Source organism: Streptomyces sp. NPDC029216 (assembly GCF_040648015.1).
Taxonomy (GTDB): Bacteria; Actinomycetota; Actinomycetes; order Streptomycetales; family Streptomycetaceae; genus Streptomyces.
This window is the reverse complement of the sequence record NZ_JBEZWL010000077.1, coordinates 12227-35782: the sequence shown is the minus strand read 5'-3', so window position 1 is coordinate 35782 and position 23556 is coordinate 12227. Positions and strand designations below refer to the sequence as shown.

Here is a 23556-nt window from a genome sequence, read left to right as displayed (position 1 = left end):
AAGGCCATCGCGAAGCGACGCGACGAAGGAGCGCCCTTGACAGGCCGGCCCGACACGGAAGGACGATGAGACTGACGGGAAAACCCCAACCCCTCCCTGAGACCGCCCCACCGGGACCCGGCCCACCCCCGGCCCCGCCCCGCCCATCGCTCCCGCCCGGCGGGGTCCCCCACCCCCCACCCCCGCCGCACTGTGCCACCCCCGCCCCCCCCGTAGCCCCCCGCGGCGGGTGGGCAGCCACCGCCCCGCCCCCGGCGCCTCGCGGGGGGAAAAGCCCGCCCCCACGTGCCGACGTACCACCAAACCGCCTCACCCCACCGGGAGCTCCACATACGACGGCGTCGGCTCCGGGGAGGTGAACGACAGGGTCGCCCGCGGCAGGTTGGCGTCGGCGTAGAAGGGGTCCCTGGGGGTCAGGGCCAGCAGGGCGCGGTGGCCCGGCGGGAGGTCGTACGCCGTCGGCTGGAGGTCGATGTCCGCGCTGATCAGGCTGTCCGGCGGGGAGTCCAGGTCGCTGAACGGGGCGTGCGTGATCAGGCGGGCCGAGCCGTCGGGCGCCAGGTCCAGGAGGTACGCGACGAAGGTGGAGCCGGAATTGGCCGCGCGGTAGGTGACGCGCAGGCGCGGGGTGCCGCGCAGGCGGGTGGTGGCCGTCGTCGGGGCGGCGGTCCACACGGCGGCGGCCGTGCGGTCCATGGCGGCGGCCTCCGGGTAGGGCTTCGGCCGGCCCGCCAGTTCCGCGTACCCGGAGCGGGCGATCTCGTCGGCCACGGTCACCGGCGCCTCGACCCCGCACAGCACGACCGCCGCCCAGCCGGGGTCGGGTTCGTCGGCCAGTTCGCCGGTGCCGGTGAGGTGCAGGCGGCGGATGCGGCGGGTGAGGGCGGACCAGGTGGGGGAGGGCTCCAGGGCCCGGCTCCACATCACCTCCGACAGCACCTCCCCCTCCTCGTCGATGCCGTTGCCGAGGCCGCGGAGGTGGTGGTCGAACCAGCGGTGGGCGTCCGTCCAGATCCGGTTCGGCAGCCCCGGCAGGCCGGTCGTCTCGGGGACGCAGTGGTCGCCGATGGACAGGTCGATGCGCTTGGGGCCGGTGAGCTCCTGGAACGTCCTCAGCACCTGGTGGGCGGGGAAGAGGGTCTCGTGCCAGGCGTGCGAGTAGAAGACCGGCACCTGACGCCGGCCCAGCTCCTTGACGTGCGTGAACGGTGAGCGCTGCTCCGCCCAGGCCAGGGCCTCCCGGGTGTCGCGGTGGGCGAGGACGTTCTCCAGGGCGCGCTGCGTCGGCGCGCTCAGCCGGGCCCGCGGGGAGGCGGTGAGCAGGGCGTGCGCGGCGGCGGTGCGGCGGGTGGCGTTCTCGTGGAGCACCTCCGCGAGGTCGCCCCAGCCGCTGAGCGCCGCCACCGCGTCCACCCGGGCGTCGTGCGCGGCGACGAGCTGCGCGATGCCGGCGCCGTACGACACGCCGAGGAACCCGATGCGGGTGACGGGCCCGGCGGCGCGCTCCAGGAGGTGGTCCAGGGCGCGTCGGCCGTCGGTCACGTCGAGCGGCCCGGCGAAGTCGGCGTGGCCCTCGGAGGCGGCGAACCCGCGCGGACTGTAGGCGAGGACGTCGTAGCCGCGCACCGCGAACCGGGACGCCTGGACGGCGTACGCGAGCCAGCCCAGGTCCGTCCACGGCGCGGGCATCACGACCACCGGGCGCGGCCCGGACCCGGTGTGCCGCCAGAGCGCGGCGTCGAGGAGGTCCCCCTCGGCGCCGGTCACCTTGCCCCGGCTGAAGACGGCGACGGCCCGTACGGCCGCGACCTCGGCGGCGCGCGCGGGCGGCAGGCCGGCGGGCTCGCCGCTTTCGAGGGCGGCGGCGAAGGCGGTGAGGGCGGTCGCGTCGAGTTCGGGGTAGAGGGAGTGGGCAGCTGGGTTCACGTCGGATCATCCTCGTCGTCTCGTCGTCGCGTGGCAGGGACGTGTTCGGATGCGGGGGGTGCGTGCGCTGCTTCTGCTCCGGTGGTACGGGCGGCGCCCCCAGTATCGGCGCGGCGCGCGGGGCGTGTTCGGGGGCTCGTGGCGTACGGCCGGAACGCGCCGTGGGGGTGGGCGTCGGCGGCGGCCCCGCGGGCCTCGGGGAAGGGGCGGGCGTGGTCAAGTCCCGTGCGGCGGATGCCGGTTGGCCGGGTGGCGGGAAACGGACGGGACCGAATGAAAATCATGCAAGCGTGCTTGATTGTTTCCTTTGCGGCTGTCAGAGTTCGCCTCACGCCGAGAGGGGAGCACGCCGTGCCCGAGCCGTCCGTCGTCGCCGTCTTCGCCGATCTCCGCGAGGAGGGGCGTGAACTCGACGCCCTCGTAGGGGAGTTGGCGGCACCCGAGTGGGCGCGGCCGACGCCCGCCGAGGGGTGGAGCGTCGCCCATCAGATCGCCCACCTGCACTGGACCGACCGGGCCGCACTGCTCGCCCTCACCGACGCCGAAGGGTTCGCGCGGGAGGTGGAAGTGGCCCTCAAGGCGCCGGAGTCCTTCGTCGACGAGGGCGCCGAGGAAGGGGCCCGGCTGGCGCCCGCCGAGCTGCTGGCGCGCTGGCGGGCCGGGCGGGAGGCGCTGGACCGGGCCCTCGCCGCCGCCTCGCCCGACGCCCGGTTCCCCTGGTACGGGCCGCCGATGAAGGCCGCCTCGATGGCCAGTGCCCGGCTGATGGAGACCTGGGCCCACGGCCAGGACGTCGCCGACGCGCTCGGCGTGCGCCGGGCCCCGACCGCCCGGCTGCGGCACGTCGCGCGGATCGGGGTACGGGCGCGGGACTACGCGTACGCGGTGCGCGGACTGGCGGTGCCGCGGGAGGAGTTCCGGGTGGAGCTGACCGCTCCCGACGGGGCGCAGGTGTGGGCGTACGGGCCCGAGGACGCCGGGCAGCGGGTCACGGGCCCGGCGCTGGACTTCTGCCTGCTGGTCACCCAGCGCGCCCACCGCGCCGACCTCGCCCTCACGGCCTCCGGCCCCGACGCCGGCCGGTGGCTGGACATCGCCCAGGCCTTCGCCGGCCCGGCCGGCGCCGGCCGCCAGCCGCGGGGGGAGCGGTGACGGTCCGGCGCCCGCTGCGCATCGGCAACGCCTCGGGCTTCTACGGCGACCGGCTGGGCGCGGTACGCGAGATGCTGACCGGCGGCCCGCTGGACGTCCTGACCGGCGACTACCTCGCCGAGCTCACCATGCTGATCCTCGGCCGCGACCGCCTGAAGAACCCGGACCTCGGCTACGCCAAGACCTTCCTGCGGCAGCTGGAGGAGGGGCTCGGGCTCGCGCACGAGCGGGGCGTGCGGATCGTCGCGAACGCGGGCGGGCTGAACCCGGCCGGGCTGGCGGACGCGGTGCGCGCGCTGGCGGCGAAGGTGGGGGTGCCCGTACGCGTCGCGCACGTCGAGGGCGACGACCTGATGCCGTACGGGGACGCGGTGACGGGCGCGGGCGCGCTCACCGCCAACGCCTACCTGGGCGGCGCCGGGATCACGGCCTGCCTGCGAGCGGGCGCGGACGTGGTCGTCACCGGCCGGGTCACCGACGCGGCGCTGGTGAGCGGGCCGGCCGCTTGGTGGTTCGACTGGGGGCCCGAGGAGTACGACCGGCTGGCGGGGGCGGTGGTCGCGGGGCACGTCCTGGAATGCGGTACGCAGGCCACCGGCGGCAACTACGCCTTCTTCACCGCCCACGACGTGCGCCGGCCCGGCTTCCCGCTGGCGGAGGTCTTCGAGGACGGCTCGGCGGTCGTCACCAAACACCCCGGCACGGGCGGGCTCGTCTCCCCGGGCACGGTCACCGCCCAGCTCCTGTACGAGACCCAGGGCGCGCGGTACGTGGGCCCCGACGTCACCGCCCGCCTGGACACGGTCCGCCTGACCCCGGACGGCGAGGACCGGGTCCGGATCAGCGGGACCGTGGGGGAGCCGCCGCCGGACACCCTCAAGGTGGGGGTCACGCGGGTCGGGGGCTGGCGCAACGAGGTCGTCTTCGTCCTGACGGGCCTGGACGTCGAGGCGAAGGCGGCGCTGGTGCGCGAGCAGCTGGCGGAGGCCCTGGCGGGGGTGGCGGGCGTGACGTGGACCCTGGCCCGCACCGACCACGCGGACGCGGACACGGAGGAGACGGCGAGCGCCCTGCTGCGGCTGGTGGTCCGCGACCCGTCGCCGGACCGGGTGGGCCGCGGCCTGACGGGGGCGGCGATCGAACTGGCCCTGGCGAGCTACCCGGGCTTCCACGTCACCTCCCCGCCGGGGCCGGCCCAGCCGTACGGGGTCTTCACGTCGACCACGATCCCGGCGCCCCGGGTCCCCCACACGGTGGTCCTACCGAACGGCACCCGCCTACGGGTCGGCCCCGACCGCTCGAATCCCCCCACCCCACCCCTCCCCGAATCCCGCGGCTCCGCCCCGATCCTCCTCGCCCCGGCCTCGTCGGCGCCGGCCGACCCGGCTGGCGTGCGCGCCGTCGGCGGGGCCGGGGGCGGAGCCCCCGAGGGGTCTCGGGCGGAGCCCCGGGGAGGAGCCCGGGGCGGAGCCCCGGTTTCGGGAAGGGGTGGGGTGGGGGAGAGCCCCGCAGGGCCCGGGCGGCCCGCCGGACCCACCACCCGGGCCCCCCTCGGGGTGCTGGTCGGGGCCCGGTCCGGGGACAAGGGCGGTGACGCCAACATCGGGGTCTGGGTCGAGACCGACGCGGCCTGGGAGTGGCTCCGCGACACCCTCACCGTCGAGGCCCTCCAGACCCTCCTGCCCGAGACCGCCCCCCTGGCCGTGGCCCGCCACGACCTGCCCAACCTCAGGGCACTGAACTTCACCGTCGCCGGGATCCTCGGCGACGGGGTCGCCTCCGGGCACCGCTTCGACCCCCAGGCCAAGGCCCTCGGCGAATGGCTCCGCGCCCGCCACGCCGACATCCCGACGCACCTCCTCCCGCCGGCCCCGGCCGACGAGGCCCACCCTCCGGCTCGGGCCGACGCGACGCACCTGCCGCCCGCCGCCGGGGCGCCCCAGACGCCATCCACCCCCGCTGCGGGGGCCGCGCCCCCCACGCCACCCGCCCCCACCACCGGGGCACCGCCCCCAACGCCACCCGCCCCGGAGGGGACCCGTTCATGAGCCGTCTCGGTAGCGCCGTCGACCCCCTCGCCCCCGAGTACACGCAGGCCCGTGCCGCCGCCCTGGAGCGGCTCGGCGCGCTGGGCGCCGAGCATGCCAAGGCCCTTGCCGGTGGCGGGGAGAAGTACACCGCCCGCCATCGGGCCCGCGGCAAGCTGCTCCCCCGCGAACGGGTCGAGCTGCTGCTCGACCCGGACACCCCGTTCCTCGAACTGTCCCCGCTCGCCGCCTGGGGCAGCGACCACCCCGTCGGCGCCTCCATGGTCACCGGCATCGGCACCGTCGAGGGCGTCGAGTGCCTCATCACCGCCAACGACCCGACCGTGCGCGGCGGCGCCAGCAACCCCTGGACCCTCAAGAAGGCCCTGCGGGCCAACGAGATCGCCCTGCAGAACCGGCTCCCGTGCATCAGCCTCGTCGAGTCCGGCGGCGCCGACCTGCCCTCCCAGAAGGAGATCTTCATCCCCGGCGGGGCGATCTTCCGCGACCTCACCCGCCTCTCCGCCGCCGGCATCCCCACCGTCGCCGTCGTCTTCGGCAACTCCACCGCCGGCGGCGCGTACATCCCCGGGATGTCCGACCACACCGTCATGATCAAGGACCGTTCCAAGGTGTTCCTGGGCGGTCCGCCCCTCGTCAAGATGGCCACCGGCGAGGAGAGCGACGACGAGTCCCTCGGCGGCGCCGACATGCACGCCCGCGTCTCCGGCCTCGCCGACCACTACGCCCTCGACGAGTACGACGCCATCCGCCAGGCCCGCCGCATCGTCGCCCGGCTCAACCACCGCAAGCCGTACCCCGAACCGCCCCGCGCCGCCGAGCCGCTGTACGACGCGGAGGAGCTCCTCGGGATCGTCCCGCCGGACCTGAAGACCCCCTTCGACCCGCGCGAGGTCATCGCCCGCATCGTCGACGGCTCCGACTTCGACGAGTTCAAGCCCCTCTACGGCCCCAGCCTCGTCACCGGCTGGGCCACCCTGCACGGCTACCCGGTCGGCATCCTCGCCAACGCCCAGGGCGTGCTGTTCAGCGCCGAATCACAGAAGGCCGCCCAGTTCATCCAGCTCGCCAACCAGCGCGACATCCCGCTCCTGTTCCTCCACAACACCACCGGCTACATGGTCGGCAAGGAGTACGAGCAGGGCGGCATCGTCAAGCACGGCTCGATGATGATCAACGCGGTGTCCAACTCCCGGGTCCCGCACCTGTCCGTCCTCATCGGCGCCAGCTACGGCGCCGGCCACTACGGCATGTGCGGCCGCGCCTACGAGCCACGGTTCCTCTTCGCCTGGCCCAGCGCCAAGTCCGCCGTCATGGGACCGCAGCAGCTCGCGGGCGTGCTCTCGATCGTGGCCCGGCAGTCCGCCGCCGCCAAGGGGCAGCCGTACGACGAGGAGGCCGACGCCGGGATGCGGGCCTTCGTCGAGGCGCAGATCGAGTCCGAGTCCCTCCCCATGTTCCTGTCCGGGCGGCTGTACGACGACGGCGTCATCGACCCGCGCGACACCCGTACCGTCCTCGGCCTGTGCCTGTCGGCCGTCCACAACGCCCCCGTCGAGGGCGCCCGTGGCGGCTTCGGCGTCTTCCGGATGTGAGCCCGCCCATGACGAACCCGATCACCTCCCTCCTCGTCGCCAACCGGGGCGAGATCGCCGTCCGGATCTTCCGTACGGCCCGCGCCCTGGGCCTGGCCACGGTCGCCGTCCACTCCGACCCCGACGCCGACGCCCTGCACGTCCGCTCGGCCGACACGGCCGTCCGGCTGCCCGGGGCCGCGCCGGCCGACACCTATCTGCGCGCCGACCTGCTGATCGGGGCGGCCCGCGCGGCGGGCGCGGACGCCGTCCACCCGGGGTACGGCTTCCTCTCCGAGAACGCGGACTTCGCCCGCCGGGTCGAGGCCGCCGGCCTGGTCTGGGTCGGCCCGCCGCCCGCGGCGATCGAGGCCATGGCCTCCAAGACCCGGGCCAAGGACCTCATGCGGGCCGCCGGAGTGCCACTGCTGGAGCCCGTGGACCCCGCCACGGCCACCGCCGCGGACGTGCCCCTGCTGCTGAAGGCCGCGGCGGGCGGAGGCGGTCGCGGGATGCGCGTCGTACGGGACCTCGACTCCCTCAAGGAGTCCCTCGACGCGGCCTGCGCCGAGGCCCTGTCCGCGTTCGGCGACGGCGAGGTGTTCGCCGAGCCGTACGTGGAGCGCGGCCGGCACGTCGAGGTGCAGGTCCTCGCCGACGCCCACGGCACCGTCTGGGCGCTGGGCACCCGCGACTGCTCCCTCCAGCGCCGCCACCAGAAGGTCATCGAGGAGGCCCCGGCCCCCGCCCTCCCCCAGGACCTCCGCGAACGCCTCCACACCGCCGCCGTGGCCGCCGCCCGGGCCGTCTCGTACCGGGGCGCGGGCACGGTGGAGTTCCTCGTCGGCGCCGACGGCCGCCCGTACTTCCTGGAGATGAACACCCGCCTCCAGGTGGAACACCCGGTCACCGAGGCCGTCTTCGGCCTCGACCTGGTGGCCCTCCAGCTGCGCATCGCCGAGGGCGAAGCCCTGCCGCCCGTCCCGCCCCAGCCCTCGGGCCATGCCGTCGAGGCCCGCTTGTACGCGGAGGACCCCGCCCGGGACTGGCGCCCGCAGACGGGCGTCCTGCACACCCTCTCCTTGCCGGAGCACGTCCGCGTCGACACGGGGTTCACGGCCGGGGACACCGTCTCCGTCCACTACGACCCGATGCTCGCCAAGGTCATCGCCCACGCCCCCACCCGCGCCGAAGCCGTCCGCGTCCTGGCCGACGCCCTCTCCCGGGCCCGGATCCACGGCCTGGCCACCAACCGCGAGCTCCTCGTCCGCTCCCTGCGCCACCCGGAGTTCACGGCTGCCCGGCTCGACACCGGCTTCTATGACCGCCACCTCGACACCCTCACCGACGGCGTCCCCGACCCCACCCTCGCCTGCCTCGCCGCAGCCCTCGCCGAAGCGGCCCCGGCCCCCGACGCCCCGCTCACCGCCCGCCTCGGAGGCTGGCGCAACCTCCGCTCCCAGCCGCAGACCCGCCGCTACACGGTCGACGGCGCCGAGCACGAGGTCCAGTACCGGCCCGTCGACCGACCCGGCGTCCGCGTCCTGGCCGCCACACCCACCCTCGTCACCCTCGAAGTCGACGGCGTCCGGCGCACGTTCCACGTGAAACACAAATCGAACACCGTCTACGTGGACTCCACCCTCGGCGCCCACACCCTGCTCCCCGTCCCCCGGTTCCCCGATCCCCAGGACCGCACCGAACCGGGGTCCCTGCTCGCCCCCATGCCCGGCACCGTCGTCCGCGTCGCCGAGGGCCTCGCCCCCGGCTCCGCCGTCACCGCCGGGCAGCCCCTGCTCTGGCTGGAGGCCATGAAGATGGAGCACCGCATCCTCGCCCCCGCCTCCGGCACGCTCACCGCGCTCCACGCCGCCACCGGCCACCAGGTCGAGTTCGGCGCCCTGCTCGCCGTAGTCCAGGAGGAAACGCCGTCATGAGCCCCGCCGTCACCGAAACCGAAGAGCACCAGGCCCTGCGCTCCGCCGTCGCCGCCCTCGGGCGGCGCTACGGCCGCGACTACCTCGCCCGGGTCGCCCGTGAGGGCGGCCACCCCGACGAACTGTGGGCCGACGCCGCCAAGCTCGGCTACCTCGGGGTCAACCTGCCCGAGGAGTACGGGGGCGGGGGCGGCGGGATCGCCGAACTCTCCATCGTCCTGGAGGAACTGGGCGCGGCCGGCTGCCCGCTCCTGATGATGGTCGTCTCCCCGGCCATCTGCGGCACGGTCATCGCCCGCTTCGGCACCGAGGCCCAGAAGCGGGCCTGGCTGCCCGGCCTCGCGGACGGCACCCGCACGATGGCCTTCGGGATCACCGAACCCGACGCCGGCTCCAACTCCCACCGCATCACCACCACCGCGCGGCGCGAGGGCGACGAGTGGGTCCTCACCGGCCGCAAGGTGTTCATCTCCGGCGTGGACATCGCCGACGCCACGCTGATCGTGGGACGCACCGAGGACGCCCGTACGGGCCGTCTGAAGCCCTGCCTGTTCATCGTCCCCCGCGACGCACCCGGCTTCTCCCGCTCCGTGATCGACATGGAACTCCAGGCGGCGGAGAAGCAGTTCGAACTGGTCCTGGACGAGGTCCGCCTCCCTGCCGAAGCGCTGGTCGGAGACGAGGACGCGGGACTCCTGCAGCTGTTCGCGGGGCTGAACCCGGAGCGGATCATGACGGCGGCGTTCGCCATCGGGATGGGGCGGTACGCGCTCGGCAGGGCGGTGGAGTACGCCCGCACCCGGCAGGTGTGGCAGGAGCCGATCGGTGCCCACCAGGCCGTTGCGCATCCGCTGGCGGCGGCGCACATCGAGCTGGAGCTGGCGCGGCTGATGATGCAGAAGGCTGCGCGGCTGTACGACGCGGGGGACGACCTGGGGGCCGGGGAGGCGGCGAACATGGCGAAGTACGCGGCGGGGGAGGCGTGCGTTCGGGCGGTGGACCAGGCCGTGCACACCCTTGGGGGGAACGGGCTCACCCGTGAGTACGGGCTGGCGTCCCTGATCACGGCGGCCCGGGTGGCCCGGATCGCTCCGGTCAGCCGGGAGATGATCCTCAACTTCGTCTCCCACCAGACGCTGCGCCTCCCGAAGTCATACTGACCACGCCGGCGAGGCTGGATTTGGCCGGCCTGCAAGGACCTGGCCACCCCGGCCACCCCCGACCCCGCACAACGCCCGGCCAGGGCGCGGGTGCCACGACCGGGTGAATGGGGCCCAGGTGGGTGGGGGGTGGCGCGTACCCTCCCCCCGGGGGGACGGCCGGGAGGATGCCGCCCCGTTCGTAGAGCCTCCGGAGGAAACATGGCCCCACTCGTGCACGCCGCCCAGGCGACCGGCATCACCACCCTCACCCTCGACTCCCCGGCCAACCGCAACGCGCTCTCCGCGCAGCTCGTCGCCGAGCTGCGGGCCGGGCTCGCCGGGGCGGGCGCCGACCCCGGCACCCGCGCGGTGGTCCTCACCCACACCGGCAACACCTTCTGCGCCGGCGCCGACCTGAAGTCCCCCTGCGACGCCGCCGACCTCCTCGCCCTCCTGCGCGAGCTCACCGCCCTGCCCAAGCCGGTCGTCGCCCGCGTCACGGGCCACGTCCGTGCGGGCGGCCTCGGTCTGCTGGGCGCCTGTGACATCGCCGTCGCCGGCCCGCAGTCCTCGTACGCCTTCACCGAGACCCACCTCGGGCTGGCGCCCGCCGTGATCTCGATGACCCTGCTGCCCCGCCTCGACCCCCGCGCGGCCTCCCGCTACTTCCTGACCGCCGAGCCCTTCGACGCCGCCGAGGCCGCCCGCATAGGGCTGCTGACCCTGCACACCGACGGGGACCCGGACACCGCCCTCGCGCCCGTACTCGACGGGCTGCGCAAGGCCTCCCCGCAGGCCCTGGCGGAGACCAAGGCGATGGTGGCCGCCGGCGTACGGGAGGCCCTGGACCGGGACGGCGAGCGCCTGATGGAACTCTCCGCGCGGCTCTTCGCCTCCGACGAGGCCCGCGAGGGCATCACCGCCCGCTTCGAGCGCCGGGACCCGTCATGGGTACGCTGACCGGCGCCGGCGCCGCCCCCGGCCCCGCCGCCCCCGCCACCGGCGCCGTCCCCAAGCAGGCCCGCAGCCGGGTCACCCGCCGCCACCTCCTGGAGGCGGCCGTCTCCTGCCTCGCCGAGCACGGCTGGGCGGGCTCCACCGTCGGCGTCGTCGCCGAACGCGCGGGCGTCTCGCGCGGTGCGGCCCAGCACCACTTCCCCACCCGGGAGTCACTGTTCACGGCCGCCGTCGAGTACGTCGCCGAGGAACGCTCCACCGCCCTGCGCGAGCTCTTCCACGCCGCCCCGGCCCCCCGGCCGGCGGTCGTCGAGGCCCTGGTCGACCTGTACACCGGGGCACTGTTCCGGGCCGCGCTCCAGCTGTGGGTCGCCGCCTCCAACGAGGAGCAGCTGCGCCCCCAGGTCACGGAGCTGGAGGCCCGGGTCGGCCGGGAGACCCACCGCATCGCGGTCGAGCTGCTGGGCGCGGACGAGTCGGTGCCGGGCGTGCGGGAGACCGTGCAGGGCCTCCTCGACATGGCCCGCGGCCTGGGCCTGGCCAACGTCCTGACCGACGACACGGCCCGCCGGGACCGGGTCGTCGCCCAGTGGTCCCGGATCGTCGACACCGTCCTGGGGTAAGACGCGCAAGGGCGCCGCACCCCCGCGAGGGGTGCGGCGCCCACCGGCACGTGAGGGGACTCAGCCCGTGGAGGCGATGTCCGTGATGTTGGAGTACCCCTCGATGTCACGGGGGTCCCGGCGGCCCGGGCCGATGTAGCGGGCCGAGGGCCGGACCAGGCGGCCCGTGCGCTTCTGCTCCAGGATGTGCGCGGACCAGCCGGCCGTACGGGCGCAGCTGAACATGGACGTGAACATGTGCGCGGGGACCTCCGCGAAGTCCAGCATGATCGCGGCCCAGAACTCCACGTTGGTCGCGAGCACCCGGTCGGGGCGGCGCGCGTGCAGTTCTTCCAGGGCGGCCTTCTCCAGCGCGGCGGCCACCTCGTAGCGCGGGGCGTCCAGCTCCTTGGCGGTGCGGCGCAGGACGCGGGCGCGCGGGTCCTCGGCGCGGTAGACGCGGTGGCCGAAGCCCATCAGCCGCTCGCCCTTGTCGAGGGCCTTCTTCACGTACGCCACGGCGTCGCCGGTGCGCTCGATCTCCTCGATCATGCCGAGGACGCGGGAGGGCGCGCCGCCGTGCAGCGGTCCGGACATGGCGCCGACTGCACCCGAGAGGGCGGCGGCGACGTCGGCGCCGGTGGAGGCGATGACGCGGGCGGTGAAGGTGGAGGCGTTCATGCCGTGCTCGGCGGCCGAGGTCCAGTAGGCGTCGACGGCCTTGACGTGCTTGGGGTCGGGCTCGCCGCGCCAGCGGATCATGAACCGTTCGACGACGGATTCGGCCTTGTCGATCTCCCGCTGCGGCACCATGGGCAGGCCCTGGCCGCGGGCGGACTGGGCGACGTACGAGAGGGCCATGACGGCGGCCCGCGCGAGGTCGTCGCGGGCGGTCTGCACGTCGATGTCGAGGAGCGGTTTCAGGCCCCACACGGGTGCGAGCATGGCGAGCGCGGACTGGACGTCGACGCGGATGTCACCGGAGTGGACCGGGATCGGGAAGGGTTCGGCGGCCGGCAGGCCGGGGTTGAAGGCACCGTCGACCAGCAGGCCCCAGACGTTCCCGAAGGAGACGTGGCCGACGAGGTCTTCGATGTCCACCCCCCGGTAGCGGAGCGATCCGCCTTCCTTGTCGGGCTCGGCGATCTCTGTCTCGAACGCGACGACCCCTTCGAGTCCGGGTACGAAGTCGGACATCAGGCGGCTCCCTCAGATAGTGCGAACACGCGCGGCTCCCGGCGTGATTCGCGGTCCGGCGCGGTCATCACCGTTGATGCCCGGCACGGCCGAAGGTCATCCGTGCGGGGACCCTCGGACCGGCCCCAAGAGTGTGTCCGTTCCGCTGGGCCTTCGGAAGCGTGACATACGGCACACCCGCCGTCGCGCTGCTGCGGCAGGATGACCGTGTGACCGATCAGGACATTGACCCCGCCGCCATGCGCAAGCAGTACCGCTCCGAGATCGTCGAGGAGGCGGCTCTCGCCGAGGAGCCGATGGCGCAGTTCGCCCGGTGGTTCCAGGAGGCCGCCGACTCGGACCTCTTCGAGCCGAACGCGATGGTCGTCTCGACCGCCACCTCCGACGGCCGCCCCAGCTCCCGCACCGTCCTGTTGAAGCAGTTCGATTCGAGGGGCTTCGTCTTCTTCACGAACTACGGCTCCCGCAAGGCGCGCGAGATCGACGAGAACCCGTTCGTCTCGCTGCTCTTCCCCTGGCATCCCATCGCCCGCCAGGTGATCGTGACCGGCCGGGCCGCCCGGATCGGCCGGGACGAGACGGCCGCCTATTTCCGCTCCCGGCCGCACGGCTCCCAGCTGGGTGCCTGGGCGAGCGAGCAGTCCCGGGTGATCGCCTCGCGGGCCGAGCTGGACCGCCGTTACGCGGAGCTGGCGGAGCGGTACCCGGAGGGCGAGCAGGTGCCGGTGCCGCCGGAGTGGGGCGGGCTGCGGGTGGTGCCCGACGCGCTGGAGTTCTGGCAGGGGCACGAGAACCGGCTGCACGACCGGCTGCGGTACGTCCTCGACGGGGACGAGTGGCGGGTCGAGCGCCTCTGCCCTTGAGGGCCCGCGAGGGGCTGGGGAGAACGCAGGCGACCCGCGGGCTCGGGTTCCTCTCCTGCAGTGAGAGGAGCCGGCCGGACGTACCGGCGAGCCCGCGGGTCGGGTGACTGCTTGGGATTGGCACCGGGCGGCTAGCTTCCGCCGGGCACCGCACTGGGTGCGTTGCTGACGACGGGCCCTTAGCCCGCAGCCACCTCACGCGTCCGGTTTCCGTACATTTCGGGAACCACCTCCCTTCTCGTGTACGGCAGAGCCTAGGCCGCCTCCCGGAGAGCCTCAACCCATTTACGCACCGGACATTCCGGGAGGATTCCGGGAAGCGGGTGTGGCCTGGGTCACGTTCCAGTTCAATGATCTGACGTGCCGCACACGCGAACACCTGCAGGGGGTGCCAGGTGAGTGCTTTCGGACGTAGTGAGACCACCGACGATCTGCTCGCAGCGTTGCTCGACGGGATGGACGCCGCCCTGTGCGCGTTCGACTCCGACGGCGTGATCACCCACTGGAACCGCGAGGCCGAGCGGATCCTCGGCTGGAGCGCCGCCGAGGCGGTGGGCCGGAGGGGGTTCGCGGGCTGGGCGGTGCGCGCCGCCGACGCGGACGACGTGCAGGACCGGCTGATGTCGGCGCAGGACGCGCCGGGCCGGCAGGTCCACGAGTTCGCCTTACTGACCAAGGACGGCGGGCGGATCCTCGTACGGACCCAGTCCGCCGGGGTTCCGGGCGCCGACGGGAAGCCGGCCGGGGTCTACTGCGCCTTCAGCGAGGTCCACGCCCAGATCGACCTCGAACGCTCCATCGCCCTCAGCGAGGCCCTGATGGACGACGCCTCCTGGGGAGTCGTCCTCGTCGACGTGGACCTGCGCCCGGCCGTGGTCAACGCGCACGCCGCCCGCGCCTTCGGGTCCGGGCGCACGACGCTGCTCGGGCGGCCGCTCGGCGAGCTGCTGTCCCAGGGCGTCGAGGAACTGGAGGGGGCGCTCCAGCACGTACTGGCCGAGGGGGCGCCGCCGGGGCCGGTGGAGCTGTGGGTGTCGGTGCGGACCCCGGAGGGGGAGCGGCGGCGCTGCTGGCGGTGCGGGTTCCTGCGGCTGGCCTCGCCGCTCGCGGAGGAGCCGGTGCCGCTGGGGGTGGGCTGGCTGTTCCAGGACGTCACCGAGGCCCGGCAGGCCGAGCTGGACACCGGGCAGGTGCGGTTCCGGTCCAACCAGCTGCACCGGGCGGGGCGGGCCGCCGCCGAGTGCCCGGACCCGGCGGAGGCGGCGGCCGTACGGCTGGACTTCGCGCTGGCCGGGTTCGCGGAGCACGCGCTGGTCGACGTACTGGCGGCGGACGGGCGGCGGCTGGTCCGCTCGGCGGTGTCCCCGTCGGGGCTGGCCCTCCTGCTGCCCGGGCCGGGGGCGATCCCGGTCCGCTACGAGGCGGCGCACCCGGCGCTCCAGGCGCTGGACCGGATCGGCCCGGTCCGGGCGAGCGCGCCGGGGGCGCCGGGCAGCGAGGCGGCGGTGGGGTGGGCGCGGGCCCGGCAGTGGCCACCGGGGGCGGCGCACGCGCTGTGCACGGTGCTGCGCAGCCGCGGCCGCACCGTGGGCATCCTGACCTTCGTCCGCGGGCCCTCCCGTCCGGCGTTCACCCACCCGGACGCGGCGTACGCGGAGGAGGTGGCGGCCCGTGTGGCCGCCGACCTCGACCTGGCCGCCCAGCAGCCAGGGGTGCAGGGCGACGTGCCGGTCAGGTGAGGGTCAGTGCCGGAAGAAGATCCGGTCGCCGTACTCCCGCATCACCCGGCCGTTCCACTCGTGCCCGCCGTCCACGTTCCCCGACCGCAGCAGCGGCGGCTCCACCCCCCGGGCGGCCAGCTCCCCGGCGGCCGCCGCCATCACCGCCTGCATGATCGCGCTCGTCACCACCGTCGACGCGGGAGCGAACGGCGCGTCGATGCCGTCCGCCGTCAGCTCCGCGTCGCCGACCGCGATCTTGCTGTCGAGGACGATGTCGCAGTGGTCCTTCAGGAAGGTCCCCGACACGTGCCGCGACTTCGTCTCCGTCGCGTACGCCACCGAGGTCACGCCGATCACGGTCAGGCCCAGCGCCCGGGCGTTCATCGCCATCTCGACCGGCAGTGCATTGCGCCCGGAGAGCGAGATGACGACCAGCACATCCCCGTCGGAGGCCGGGCTGCTGTCCAGGACCGCTCCGGCGAGCCCGTCGACCCGCTCCAGCGCGCTGCCCAGCGTGGCCGGCATGACGTCGACGCCGGCCGTGCCGGGTACGGCGAGGAAGTTCATCAGCGCCAGCCCGCCGGCCCGGTAGACCACGTCCTGCGCGGGCAGCGAGGAGTGTCCGGCGCCGAAGGCGAACAGCCGGTGCCCCGTCGCCACGGCCTCGGCGATCGCCGCCCCGGCCTCGGCGATCCGTCCGCCCTCCTCGTCGCGCACCCGCTCCAGCAGCCCGATGGCGGCGTCGAAGAACTGCCCGGCCAGCTTGCTCTCGCTCATACGCCGTAGGCCCTTCCAGGGTGGAGTGCGGTGGGTGCGTCGTCGGTGTCCGCCGCTCACCGTGCGGTCTGGACCAAGGACGTGTCAATACGGACGTCAATCCGCGGCCCGGAGCCCCGCGCACCGCGCCTCCGGGGTGGTGGCCCGGCGCTCCGGGCAGATGTCCCGTAGATGCCTTGACGTCAGGCGCGGGACGGTTGTCGGCCCGATGCGTCAGAATTGGGGACAGGGCCAGCGCACGCAATCCGAGGGGCACGAATGTCCGGACTGATCGATACCACGGAGATGTATCTCCGCACCATCCTCGAGCTGGAAGAGGAAGGCGTGGTCCCCATGCGCGCCCGGATCGCCGAGCGGCTGGACCAGAGCGGCCCGACGGTGAGCCAGACGGTGGCGCGCATGGAGCGCGACGGCCTGGTGGCGGTGGCCAGCGACCGGCACCTGGAGCTGACCGACGAGGGCCGCAAGCTCGCCACGCGTGTGATGCGCAAGCACCGGCTCGCCGAATGCCTCCTGGTCGACGTCATCGGCCTGGAGTGGGAGCAGGTGCACGCCGAGGCCTGCCGCTGGGAGCACGTGATGAGCGAGGCGGTGGAGCGGCGCGTGCTGGAGCTGCTGCGGCACCCGACCGAGTCGCCGTACGGGAACCCGATCCCGGGTCTGGAGGAGCTGGGCGAGAAGGCCGAGGCGGACCCGTTCATCGAGGCCGGCATGGTCAGCCTGTCCGAGCTCGACCCGGGCAGCGAGGGCAAGACCGTGGTCGTCCGCCGGATCGGCGAGCCGATCCAGACCGACGCCCAGCTGATGTACACGCTGCGGCGCGCGGGCGTGCAGCCCGGCTCCGTGGTGAGCGTGACGGAGTCCCCGGGCGGGGTGCTGGTCGGCAGCGGCGGCGAAGCCGCGGAGCTGGACGCCGACATCGCCTCGCACGTGTTCGTCGCCAAGCGCTGACGTCCTCGCCGAGCGCTGACGCGGGCGGGGCCCCGATCGCACCCGCCCCGGAAGACGAGTGGTCCCGGCGCCTCGCGGCGCCGGGACCGGTCCTCCCCTAGCTGACCTGGAGCCCCGAGCTCTCAAGGTCATCCCCTTCGGACCGTCTTCCCCGAGCGGCCCGCCTCCCTGCTGAAAGGATCTCCATCGGCAGTGGCGGTCAATCCTTGAGCAAGGTCACTCGAAAGAGCGGTGTTGTCGGCGAGACGCCCGTTTTCGAATGCGGGTTCGATAGTCTGGCCGGGAGCGAAGGGGGTGCACCTCGGTGGTCCAGCGCATCGATGTCACTGCAGCCGACGGCGTCCGACTGGCCGCCTGGGAGTTCCGCGATCCGCCCGCCGATCCCCTGCAACCGGCGGTCCTGTTACTGCACGGCCTGATGGGCCGGGCCCTCCACTGGGCGGGTACCGCGCACTGGCTGGGCGAGCACCGCCGCGTCGTGGCCCTGGACCAGCGCGGGCACGGCCGGAGCGAGCACCCGGCGACGCACGTCCCGGGCCCTTCCCTGGGCCGTGAGGCCTTCGTGGCCGACGCGGAGGCGGCCGTCGAGCAGCTCGGCCTGGGCCCCGTGATCCTCATCGGCCACTCCATGGGCGCCCTCACGGGCTGGCAGCTCGCCGCGCGCCGCCCCGACCTCGTCCGGGCCCTGGTGATCTGCGACATGCGGGCCTCCGCGCTCGGCGAGGCCTCGCAGCAGGAGTGGGAGGAATGGTTCCGCCGCTGGCCGCTGCCCTTCCCCACGCAGGACGCCGCCCGCCGCTGGTTCGGCGAGGACGACCCCCGGGTGGAGCGCCCCGATCCCGGCCGCGGCGCCTTCTTCGCCGAGGTGATGCACCAGGCCCCCGACGGCTGGCGCCCGCTCTTCTCCCGCCGCCAGATGCTGACGGCCCGCGAGACCTGGGTGCACGACGCCCACTGGGAGGAGCTGGCCAAGGTCCGCTGCCCCACCCTCGTCGTCCGCGCCCTCGACGGCGAGCTGGGCCGCGCCGAGGCCCAGGAGATGGTCCGCGTCCTCCCGGCCGGCCAGTACGCCGAGATCCCGGACGCCGGCCACTACGTCCACTACGACCAGCCGGCGGCCCTGCGCGCGGCACTGGAGCCGTTCCTGGAGCAGGTCGCCGGTATGGCCTCCCGATGACCTGCCCGGCCCCCCGCCGGCGCGACGCTCACCCGATGGGGTGGATCACGGCCCTCCAGTGAGCCCAGCGCGGCCCGCCGCACGTGCCCGGCCGCGGCGGCCCCAACAGGCTGTGGCCTGTCCAGTGGGAGCCGCCGGCCCGCTGTATGTCGGCGGTGAGCAGACGAAGGGTCTCGATGTCCACGTCCCCGTCCACATCCATCTCCTCCTCCCCCTCCACGGCCGTATCCACGGCCACCACCTTCACATCACCAGCCGGGTGCGATCCCCGGCCCACCCTCGTCTCCGGCCTCAGGAGAACGCTGCGCCGCAACGCGGTCGCGGCCGCCGCCGCAGGCCTGGCGCTCGTCCTGGCCCTGCCCGCGACCGCGCTGGCCGCACCGGGCGACCTCGACCCGACCTTCGACGGTGACGGCAGGGTCGCCACCGACTTCGGGGGCGGCGGCTACGACGAGAGCCGCGACATGGCCCTCCAGGCGGACGGAAAGATCGTCACCGTCGGCCTCACCGTCCCGGCCGCCGGCGGCTACTCCGACTTCGCGCTGGCCCGCTACAACACCGACGGCAGCCTCGACCCGACCTTCAACGGTGACGGCGACGGCGACGGCAGGATCGTGACCGACCTGCGCGGCGGCGACGACGTGGCCAACGCGGTGGCGGTACAGCCGGACGGCAGGATCGTCGTGGCCGGCTACAGCGCGGAACCCGACTCCGGCGGGGCATTCACCGTCGCCCGTTACCACCCGGACGGCAGCCTCGACACCTCCTTCGACGGCGACGGCTTCCTCCTCACCGACTTCGGCACCGGCGGCCAGCAGGAGGCCTTCGCCATCGCTCTCCATCCGGGCGGCGCCATCGTCGTCGCGGGCATGAGCGGCTCCGACGTCGCACTGGCCCGCTACAACGCCACCGACGGCAGCCCCGACCCCAGCCTCGACGGCGACGGCAAGGTGACCACCTCCTTCGCCGGGGGCGCCGCGACCGCGTACGACGTGACCCTCCAGTCCGACGACAAGATCGTCATCTCGGGGCGCTCCGGCTACAACTACCCCTCCAACGCCTCCGACTTCACGCTGGCCCGCTACCAGCCGAACGGCAGCCTCGACACCTCGTTCGACACCGACGGCAAGGTGACCACGGCCTTCGCCGGGCCCGGCGTCGCCAACGGGGTCAAGATCCAGCCCGACGGGAAGATCGTCGCCGCGGGCAACAGCGGCTTCGACTTCGCGCTGGCCCGCTACAACACCGACGGCAGCCCCGACGCCGCCTTCGACGGCGACGGCAAGCTCACCACCGACTTCGGCACCAACACCCTCGACGGAAGCGCCGACCTGGCCCTCCAGACCGACGGCAAGATCGTCGCCGCGGGCATCAGCCAGGCCGACTTCGGCGTGGCCCGCTACAACACCAACGGCTCCCTGGACACCGGCTTCGGCACCGGCGGCAAGGTCACCACCGACGTCTCCTACGGCTACTTCGACAGCGCCACCGCGGTGGCCCTGCAGTCCGACGGCAAGATCGTCGTCTCCGGCAACACCGGCGACGACCGCGGCCTCGTCCGCTACCAGGTCACCACCCCGCCGCCCCCGCCGGGAGTGGACCTCGCCGTCACCAAGACCGGCCCCGCCTCCGTCAGCATCGGCGACCAGGCCACGTACACCGTGACGGTGACCAACACGAGCACCACCACCACGGCCACCGGCGTCAGCCTGACGGACACCCTCACCGGCCCCGGCTCCCTCCTGTCCGCCACCCCCGGCCAGGGCACCTGCACCCTCACCGCCACCAGCGCCGGCTGTACCCTCGGCACCCTCGCCCCCGGCGCCCAGACCACGGTGAGGCTCGTCGCCGAACCCCGCGCCACCGGCACCCTCTCCGACCGCGCCACCGCCTCCGCCGCGCAGACCGACCCGGCCACCGGCAACAACACGGCGACGGCCACCAGCACCGTCAACAACGCCCACGGCTGCACGATCACCGGCACCAGCGGCCCCGACACCCTCACCGGCGGCTACGGCAACGACGTCATCTGCGCCCTCAGCGGCAACGACACCGTCAGGTCCAGCTACGGCAACGACACGGTCTACGCCGGCCCCGGCAACGACAACGTCGACGGCGGCTTCGGCGACGACACCCTCATCGGCGGCACCGGCAGCGACACCCTGACCGGCTACTACGGCAGCGACCGCCTCGACACCGTCGACGGGGTCTCCGGCAACGACACCGCCAACGGCGGCTACAACACCGACACCTGCACCACCGACCCGGGCGACATCCGCATCAGCTGCCCCTGACCCCGTACTCACCCCGGGCGGCGCCCAGGAGGACCTTCAGCAGCTCCTCCGGGGCGCCGCCCCTCACGTCACGTCGTGCGTACGCAACTCCTAGTGGTCCGCGGGGGAGACAGTGAGAACGATCTTGCCCGTGGTCCGTCCCCCGTCGCTCAACTCATGGGCCTTTCCGGCCAGTTCCAACGGCAGCACGGCTTCGATCTCGGGCCGCAGCAGCCCGGCCTCCGCCAGCGCCGCGATCTCCCGCATTCCCGTCTGATCGGCCTCCACGGCCATGAACGCCGCCCGCAGCCCCAGCGGCCGCGCCTCGTCCGCGAGCCGGGCCTCGGCCGGGGAGGCCAGGGAGACCACGATCCCGCCGGGCCGCAGGACGCGCAGCGAGCGAGGCCCGTACGCCCCGCCGACCGCGTCGACGACGACGTCGACCGGCTCGACGGCGGTCTCGAAATCGACGGCGGTGTAGTCGACGGCCTCGTCCGCGCCCAGCGCGCGCAGGAACGCGTGCTTGGCGGCGCGGGCGGTGCCGATGACGTACGCGCCGCGCGCCTTGGCGATCTGTACGGCCAGGTGCCCGACCCCGCCCGCCGCCGCGTGGACCAGCACCCGCTGCCCCGGGCGCAGTCCGGCGGTGTCCACCAGGGCCTGCCAGGCGGTGAGCGCGGCCAGCGGCAGCGCGGCGGCCTGTACGTGGCTCAGCGCGGCGGGCTTGCGGACGAGGTGCCGGGCGGGGGAGGTGACGTACTCCGCGTACGTGCCCGCCGGGACGGGGTGGCGCGGCATGCCGAACACCTCGTCGCCGGGCGCGAGGGTGGTGACGCCGAGGCCGACCTCCTCGACCACGCCCGACACGTCCCAGCCGAGCCGGATCACCTCGCCGGCCAGGCCGCCGGTGGCCCGGTGCCAGGAGTCGGTCGGGTTCACCCCGGCCGCGTGCACCCGTACGAGCACCTCGGCCGGCCCCGGCCGCGGCCGCTCCACCTCGACGACCTTCAGCACCTCGGGTCCGCCGAACCCGTCCTGAGCCACTGCGCGCATCGCGCCGTCCCCCTTCTCCGCGGGGGCCGTCCGCCCCCTTTCGTGATCAAGGTTTCCGCACGCCGCAGGCCTGAACGAGTGGCAAGAATGTCAGCATCTGAAAGAATCTTGCCATGCAGCAGCAGACCCCCCACCGCGTGGCCGTCCTGGCGCTGGAGGGCGTCTACCCCTTCGAACTGAGCATCCCGGTACGCATCTTCGGCACGGCCGAGGGGCCCGACGGCGAGCCGCTGTACGAGGTGGTCACCTGCGGCCTGGGCGCCGGCGGCGGCCCGGTGGCGACGAGCGCCGACTTCACCGTCACCGTGTCCCACGGCAGCGAGGCGCTGCGCACCGCCGACACGCTGGTCATCCCGCCCTTCACCTGCGGCGGGCCGGACGAGCCCGGCGAGTGGCTCCCGGCCGAACTGGCCGAGGCGTTGGCGCTGTTGCCGCCCCACGCCCGTATCGTCTCGATCTGCACGGCCTCGTACGTCCTCGCCGCCGCGGGCCTGCTCGACGGGCGGCGCGCCACCACGCACTGGAACCAGGCCGGCCGCTTCCAGCGGGCCTTCCCGCAGGTCGAGGTCGACGAGAACGTCCTCTTCGTGGACGGCGGCCGCGTCCTGACGGCGGCGGGGGTGGCCGCGGGGGTGGACCTGTGCCTGCACCTGCTGCGCCGTGACCACGGCAGCGAGGTGGCCAACCGGGTGGCGCGGCTGTGCGTGGTCCCGCCGTGGCGGGAGGGCGGGCAGGCCCAGTACATCGAACGCCCGATGCCGGAGCCGTCCTCCGCCACCACCGCCGCGACCCGCGCCTGGGCGGTCGAACACCTCCACCGCCCCCTGCTCCTGCGGGAGTTGGCGGAGCACGCCCGGATGAGCGTACGGACCTTCTGCCGCCGCTTCGTGGAGGAGGTCGGCATGCCGCCGGGCCAGTGGCTGACCCAGCGGCGCGTCGACCACGCCCGCCGCCTGCTGGAGACGACGGACCTCCCGGTGGACCGCGTCGCGACCGAGTCGGGCTTCGGTACGGCCGCCGCCCTCCGCCACCACCTGACCACCACCCTCGGCATCTCCCCCACGGCCTACCGCCGCGCCTTCCACGCGAGGATCCCCACATGACCCGCGCTCAAGCCGCGGCCGCGCTCCAGCGGTTGAGGGTCTGCGTCGCGCCGTCGTAGGTCAGCCAGGTGCCGTCGCCGAGGGGGCGGACGTATCCGGTGGCCGGGCCGTCCGGATAGGCGAGCCGGCCCCGTATCTCCAGGGTGGCGGCGTCGAGGAGCCAGTGGCCGGCCCGGTCCGGGTCTTCCTCGGAGTCGAGGGTCGAGGCGATGACGGTGACGGCGTCGACGAAGCCGGTGCCGTAGTCCCAGCCGGGCGGGTCCTCGTCCTCGCCTTCGTCGGCCTCCGGCTCGCCCGTGGCGAGGACGTCGCCGTCCAGGGCGTGGAGCTCCAGGTCGGACCCGTAGTGCTCGATGGTGAGGAAGCCGTGGTGTCCCGGGTGGACGTCGATCAGGATCCGGTCCATGGTCTCGTTGAGGTCCCAGGCGGTGAGCTGCTCGCCGTCCCAGCGGGCCCAGTGGAGCAGGATGCCGTCCTGGCCCATGCCGATGGACAGGCCCATGTGGATCCCGTCCGGGTGGGAGAGGTGGTGCGAGCCGGCGGTCGCGCTGTCCAGCGGCAGGCGCGCCAGCTCCCGCCCGTCCGCGGCGTCCAGGACGGCCCAGTACTCCTGCCAGTCCTCGGCCCCGGAGCCGGTCACGACGTGCGCCCAGACGAGCCGGCCGTCGTCCGAGACCCGGCACGACCCGTGCTCCAGCCCCTGGCACACCTGCTGCTCGTCCCCGCTGTGCGGATGCCCCAGCTCGGGCCCCCAGCACCCGTGCCGGTACTCCCAGAGCACCTCCCCGCCCACGCCCACGGCCCGCACGGCGCGCTGCCCGGAGAACACCGCGAACGATCCGTCGGGGCTGACGGAGTGGACCCCCCGGTCCCACCCCGGCCAGGGCAACGCGAAGACGGCCCCCGGGGCCCGCTCACCGCCGAAGAGCTCGTCGAGGTCGTAGACCTCCAGCTCCTGCCCGTTCCGCAGCAACGCCCGCCGAGCCCCGCCGCTCCGGCCCTCGAAGGCAAACCCATTGACCAGCGCGTCCCCACCCGGCAGCCCCACCGAGTCGCGCAGTTGTGCGTTGATCGACATACCCGGAACCTAACGGCCGCCACTG

18 protein-coding genes are annotated in these 23556 nt (G+C 74.2%); 13 read left to right on the top strand and 5 right to left on the bottom strand.

From position 1 onward, the window contains the following. Nucleotides 1–309 precede the first annotated feature (309 nt). Nucleotides 310–1926 (bottom strand): alpha/beta fold hydrolase, encoded by a 1617-nt coding sequence (locus AB0F18_RS25055; RefSeq protein WP_362064301.1) that lies wholly within the window; start codon nucleotides 1924–1926, stop codon nucleotides 310–312. Between the two features lie 351 nt (nucleotides 1927–2277). On the opposite strand from AB0F18_RS25055, the gene AB0F18_RS25050 reads away from it, so the two are divergent. From AB0F18_RS25050 to AB0F18_RS25020, 7 genes are all read left to right on the top strand, one after another. Then, nucleotides 2278–3078 carry a TIGR03084 family metal-binding protein gene (locus AB0F18_RS25050; RefSeq protein ID WP_362064299.1) on the top strand — a complete coding sequence of 267 codons (801 nt, stop codon included), beginning with the start codon at nucleotides 2278–2280 and terminating at the stop codon, nucleotides 3076–3078. Next, nucleotides 3075–5126 carry an acyclic terpene utilization AtuA family protein gene (locus tag AB0F18_RS25045; RefSeq protein ID WP_362064297.1) on the top strand — a complete coding sequence of 684 codons (2052 nt, stop codon included), beginning with the start codon at nucleotides 3075–3077 and terminating at the stop codon, nucleotides 5124–5126. The genes AB0F18_RS25050 and AB0F18_RS25045 overlap by 4 nt, the downstream gene beginning before the upstream one ends. After that, the gene (locus AB0F18_RS25040; protein ID WP_362064295.1) at nucleotides 5123–6721 is read left to right on the top strand and encodes a carboxyl transferase domain-containing protein; all 1599 of its coding nucleotides are present in this window, start codon (nucleotides 5123–5125) and stop codon (nucleotides 6719–6721) included. The genes AB0F18_RS25045 and AB0F18_RS25040 overlap by 4 nt, the downstream gene beginning before the upstream one ends. Before the next feature lie 8 nt (nucleotides 6722–6729). After that, a complete protein-coding gene (locus AB0F18_RS25035; protein WP_362064293.1) occupies nucleotides 6730–8637 on the top strand; it encodes a biotin carboxylase N-terminal domain-containing protein in 1908 nt (635 codons plus the stop codon). After that, nucleotides 8634–9797, top strand: a complete 1164-nt coding sequence (locus AB0F18_RS25030) for an acyl-CoA dehydrogenase (protein WP_362064291.1) — start codon at nucleotides 8634–8636, stop codon at nucleotides 9795–9797. The genes AB0F18_RS25035 and AB0F18_RS25030 overlap by 4 nt, the downstream gene beginning before the upstream one ends. Nucleotides 9798–9998: 201 nt before the next feature. After that, complete coding sequence (locus AB0F18_RS25025; RefSeq protein WP_362064289.1) at nucleotides 9999–10739, top strand: enoyl-CoA hydratase family protein; 741 nt, start codon at nucleotides 9999–10001, stop codon at nucleotides 10737–10739. Next, nucleotides 10727–11359, top strand: a complete 633-nt coding sequence (locus AB0F18_RS25020; RefSeq protein ID WP_362064287.1) for a TetR/AcrR family transcriptional regulator — start codon at nucleotides 10727–10729, stop codon at nucleotides 11357–11359. The genes AB0F18_RS25025 and AB0F18_RS25020 overlap by 13 nt, the downstream gene beginning before the upstream one ends. Nucleotides 11360–11419: 60 nt before the next feature. Here AB0F18_RS25020 and AB0F18_RS25015 read toward each other — a convergent pair whose 3' ends face one another. Beyond that, nucleotides 11420–12535: a citrate synthase 2 gene (locus AB0F18_RS25015; RefSeq protein ID WP_362064285.1), complete on the bottom strand. Its 1116-nt coding sequence runs from the start codon at nucleotides 12533–12535 to the stop codon at nucleotides 11420–11422. Between the two features lie 239 nt (nucleotides 12536–12774). On the opposite strand from AB0F18_RS25015, the gene pdxH reads away from it, so the two are divergent. Together pdxH and AB0F18_RS25005 are read left to right on the top strand one after the other, a co-directional pair. Further along, nucleotides 12775–13398 carry a pyridoxamine 5'-phosphate oxidase gene (pdxH, locus tag AB0F18_RS25010; RefSeq protein WP_362064303.1) on the top strand — a complete coding sequence of 208 codons (624 nt, stop codon included), beginning with the start codon at nucleotides 12775–12777 and terminating at the stop codon, nucleotides 13396–13398. A gap of 395 nt (nucleotides 13399–13793) precedes the next feature. Next, complete coding sequence (locus AB0F18_RS25005; RefSeq protein ID WP_362064283.1) at nucleotides 13794–15137, top strand: PAS domain-containing protein; 1344 nt, start codon at nucleotides 13794–13796, stop codon at nucleotides 15135–15137. Between the two features lie 3 nt (nucleotides 15138–15140). Here the strand turns inward: AB0F18_RS25005 and AB0F18_RS25000 are convergent, their stop codons facing one another. Beyond that, the gene (locus AB0F18_RS25000; protein ID WP_362064281.1) at nucleotides 15141–15896 is read right to left on the bottom strand and encodes an SIS domain-containing protein; all 756 of its coding nucleotides are present in this window, start codon (nucleotides 15894–15896) and stop codon (nucleotides 15141–15143) included. Between the two features lie 258 nt (nucleotides 15897–16154). Here AB0F18_RS25000 and AB0F18_RS24995 point away from each other — a divergent pair, with 258 nt between their 5' ends. The 3 genes from AB0F18_RS24995 to AB0F18_RS24985 all read left to right on the top strand — a co-directional run bounded on the left by AB0F18_RS24995 (nucleotide 16155) and on the right by AB0F18_RS24985 (nucleotide 20318). Continuing rightward, nucleotides 16155–16847: a metal-dependent transcriptional regulator gene (locus AB0F18_RS24995; protein WP_362064279.1), complete on the top strand. Its 693-nt coding sequence runs from the start codon at nucleotides 16155–16157 to the stop codon at nucleotides 16845–16847. Nucleotides 16848–17151: 304 nt separating this feature from the next. Next, nucleotides 17152–18024: an alpha/beta hydrolase gene (locus AB0F18_RS24990; RefSeq protein ID WP_362064277.1), complete on the top strand. Its 873-nt coding sequence runs from the start codon at nucleotides 17152–17154 to the stop codon at nucleotides 18022–18024. Between the two features lie 176 nt (nucleotides 18025–18200). Continuing rightward, nucleotides 18201–20318 (top strand): calcium-binding protein, encoded by a 2118-nt coding sequence (locus tag AB0F18_RS24985; protein ID WP_362064275.1) that lies wholly within the window; start codon nucleotides 18201–18203, stop codon nucleotides 20316–20318. A 90-nt stretch (nucleotides 20319–20408) separates the two neighbouring features. On the opposite strand, the gene AB0F18_RS24980 is transcribed toward AB0F18_RS24985, so the two are convergent. Next, the gene (locus AB0F18_RS24980) at nucleotides 20409–21350 is read right to left on the bottom strand and encodes an NADP-dependent oxidoreductase (RefSeq protein ID WP_362064273.1); all 942 of its coding nucleotides are present in this window, start codon (nucleotides 21348–21350) and stop codon (nucleotides 20409–20411) included. Nucleotides 21351–21463: 113 nt separating this feature from the next. Here AB0F18_RS24980 and AB0F18_RS24975 point away from each other — a divergent pair, with 113 nt between their 5' ends. Beyond that, entirely contained in the window at nucleotides 21464–22453 is a 990-nt protein-coding gene (locus AB0F18_RS24975; RefSeq protein WP_362064271.1) for a helix-turn-helix domain-containing protein, read from the top strand. Between the two features lie 7 nt (nucleotides 22454–22460). Here the strand turns inward: AB0F18_RS24975 and AB0F18_RS24970 are convergent, their stop codons facing one another. Beyond that, the gene (locus AB0F18_RS24970; RefSeq protein WP_362064269.1) at nucleotides 22461–23531 is read right to left on the bottom strand and encodes a hypothetical protein; all 1071 of its coding nucleotides are present in this window, start codon (nucleotides 23529–23531) and stop codon (nucleotides 22461–22463) included. Nucleotides 23532–23556: the final 25 nt, after the last annotated feature.

What these genes read in the sequence shown, in the direction of transcription:
- AB0F18_RS24995 (WP_362064279.1), top strand. Translation starts at nt 16,155, where the DNA reads ATGTCCGGACTGATCGATACCACGGAGATGTATCTCCGCACCATCCTC.
- AB0F18_RS25030 (WP_362064291.1), top strand. Translation starts at nt 8,634, where the DNA reads ATGAGCCCCGCCGTCACCGAAACCGAAGAGCACCAGGCCCTGCGCTCC.
- AB0F18_RS25020 (WP_362064287.1), top strand. Translation starts at nt 10,727, where the DNA reads ATGGGTACGCTGACCGGCGCCGGCGCCGCCCCCGGCCCCGCCGCCCCC.
- AB0F18_RS24970 (WP_362064269.1), bottom strand. Translation starts at nt 23,531, where the DNA reads ATGTCGATCAACGCACAACTGCGCGACTCGGTGGGGCTGCCGGGTGGG.
- AB0F18_RS24985 (WP_362064275.1), top strand. Translation starts at nt 18,201, where the DNA reads ATGTCCACGTCCCCGTCCACATCCATCTCCTCCTCCCCCTCCACGGCC.
- AB0F18_RS25040 (WP_362064295.1), top strand. Translation starts at nt 5,123, where the DNA reads ATGAGCCGTCTCGGTAGCGCCGTCGACCCCCTCGCCCCCGAGTACACG.
- AB0F18_RS25025 (WP_362064289.1), top strand. Translation starts at nt 9,999, where the DNA reads ATGGCCCCACTCGTGCACGCCGCCCAGGCGACCGGCATCACCACCCTC.
- AB0F18_RS24980 (WP_362064273.1), bottom strand. Translation starts at nt 21,350, where the DNA reads ATGCGCGCAGTGGCTCAGGACGGGTTCGGCGGACCCGAGGTGCTGAAG.
- pdxH (WP_362064303.1), top strand. Translation starts at nt 12,775, where the DNA reads ATGCGCAAGCAGTACCGCTCCGAGATCGTCGAGGAGGCGGCTCTCGCC.
- AB0F18_RS24975 (WP_362064271.1), top strand. Translation starts at nt 21,464, where the DNA reads ATGCAGCAGCAGACCCCCCACCGCGTGGCCGTCCTGGCGCTGGAGGGC.
- AB0F18_RS25015 (WP_362064285.1), bottom strand. Translation starts at nt 12,535, where the DNA reads ATGTCCGACTTCGTACCCGGACTCGAAGGGGTCGTCGCGTTCGAGACA.
- AB0F18_RS25035 (WP_362064293.1), top strand. Translation starts at nt 6,730, where the DNA reads ATGACGAACCCGATCACCTCCCTCCTCGTCGCCAACCGGGGCGAGATC.
- AB0F18_RS25000 (WP_362064281.1), bottom strand. Translation starts at nt 15,896, where the DNA reads ATGAGCGAGAGCAAGCTGGCCGGGCAGTTCTTCGACGCCGCCATCGGG.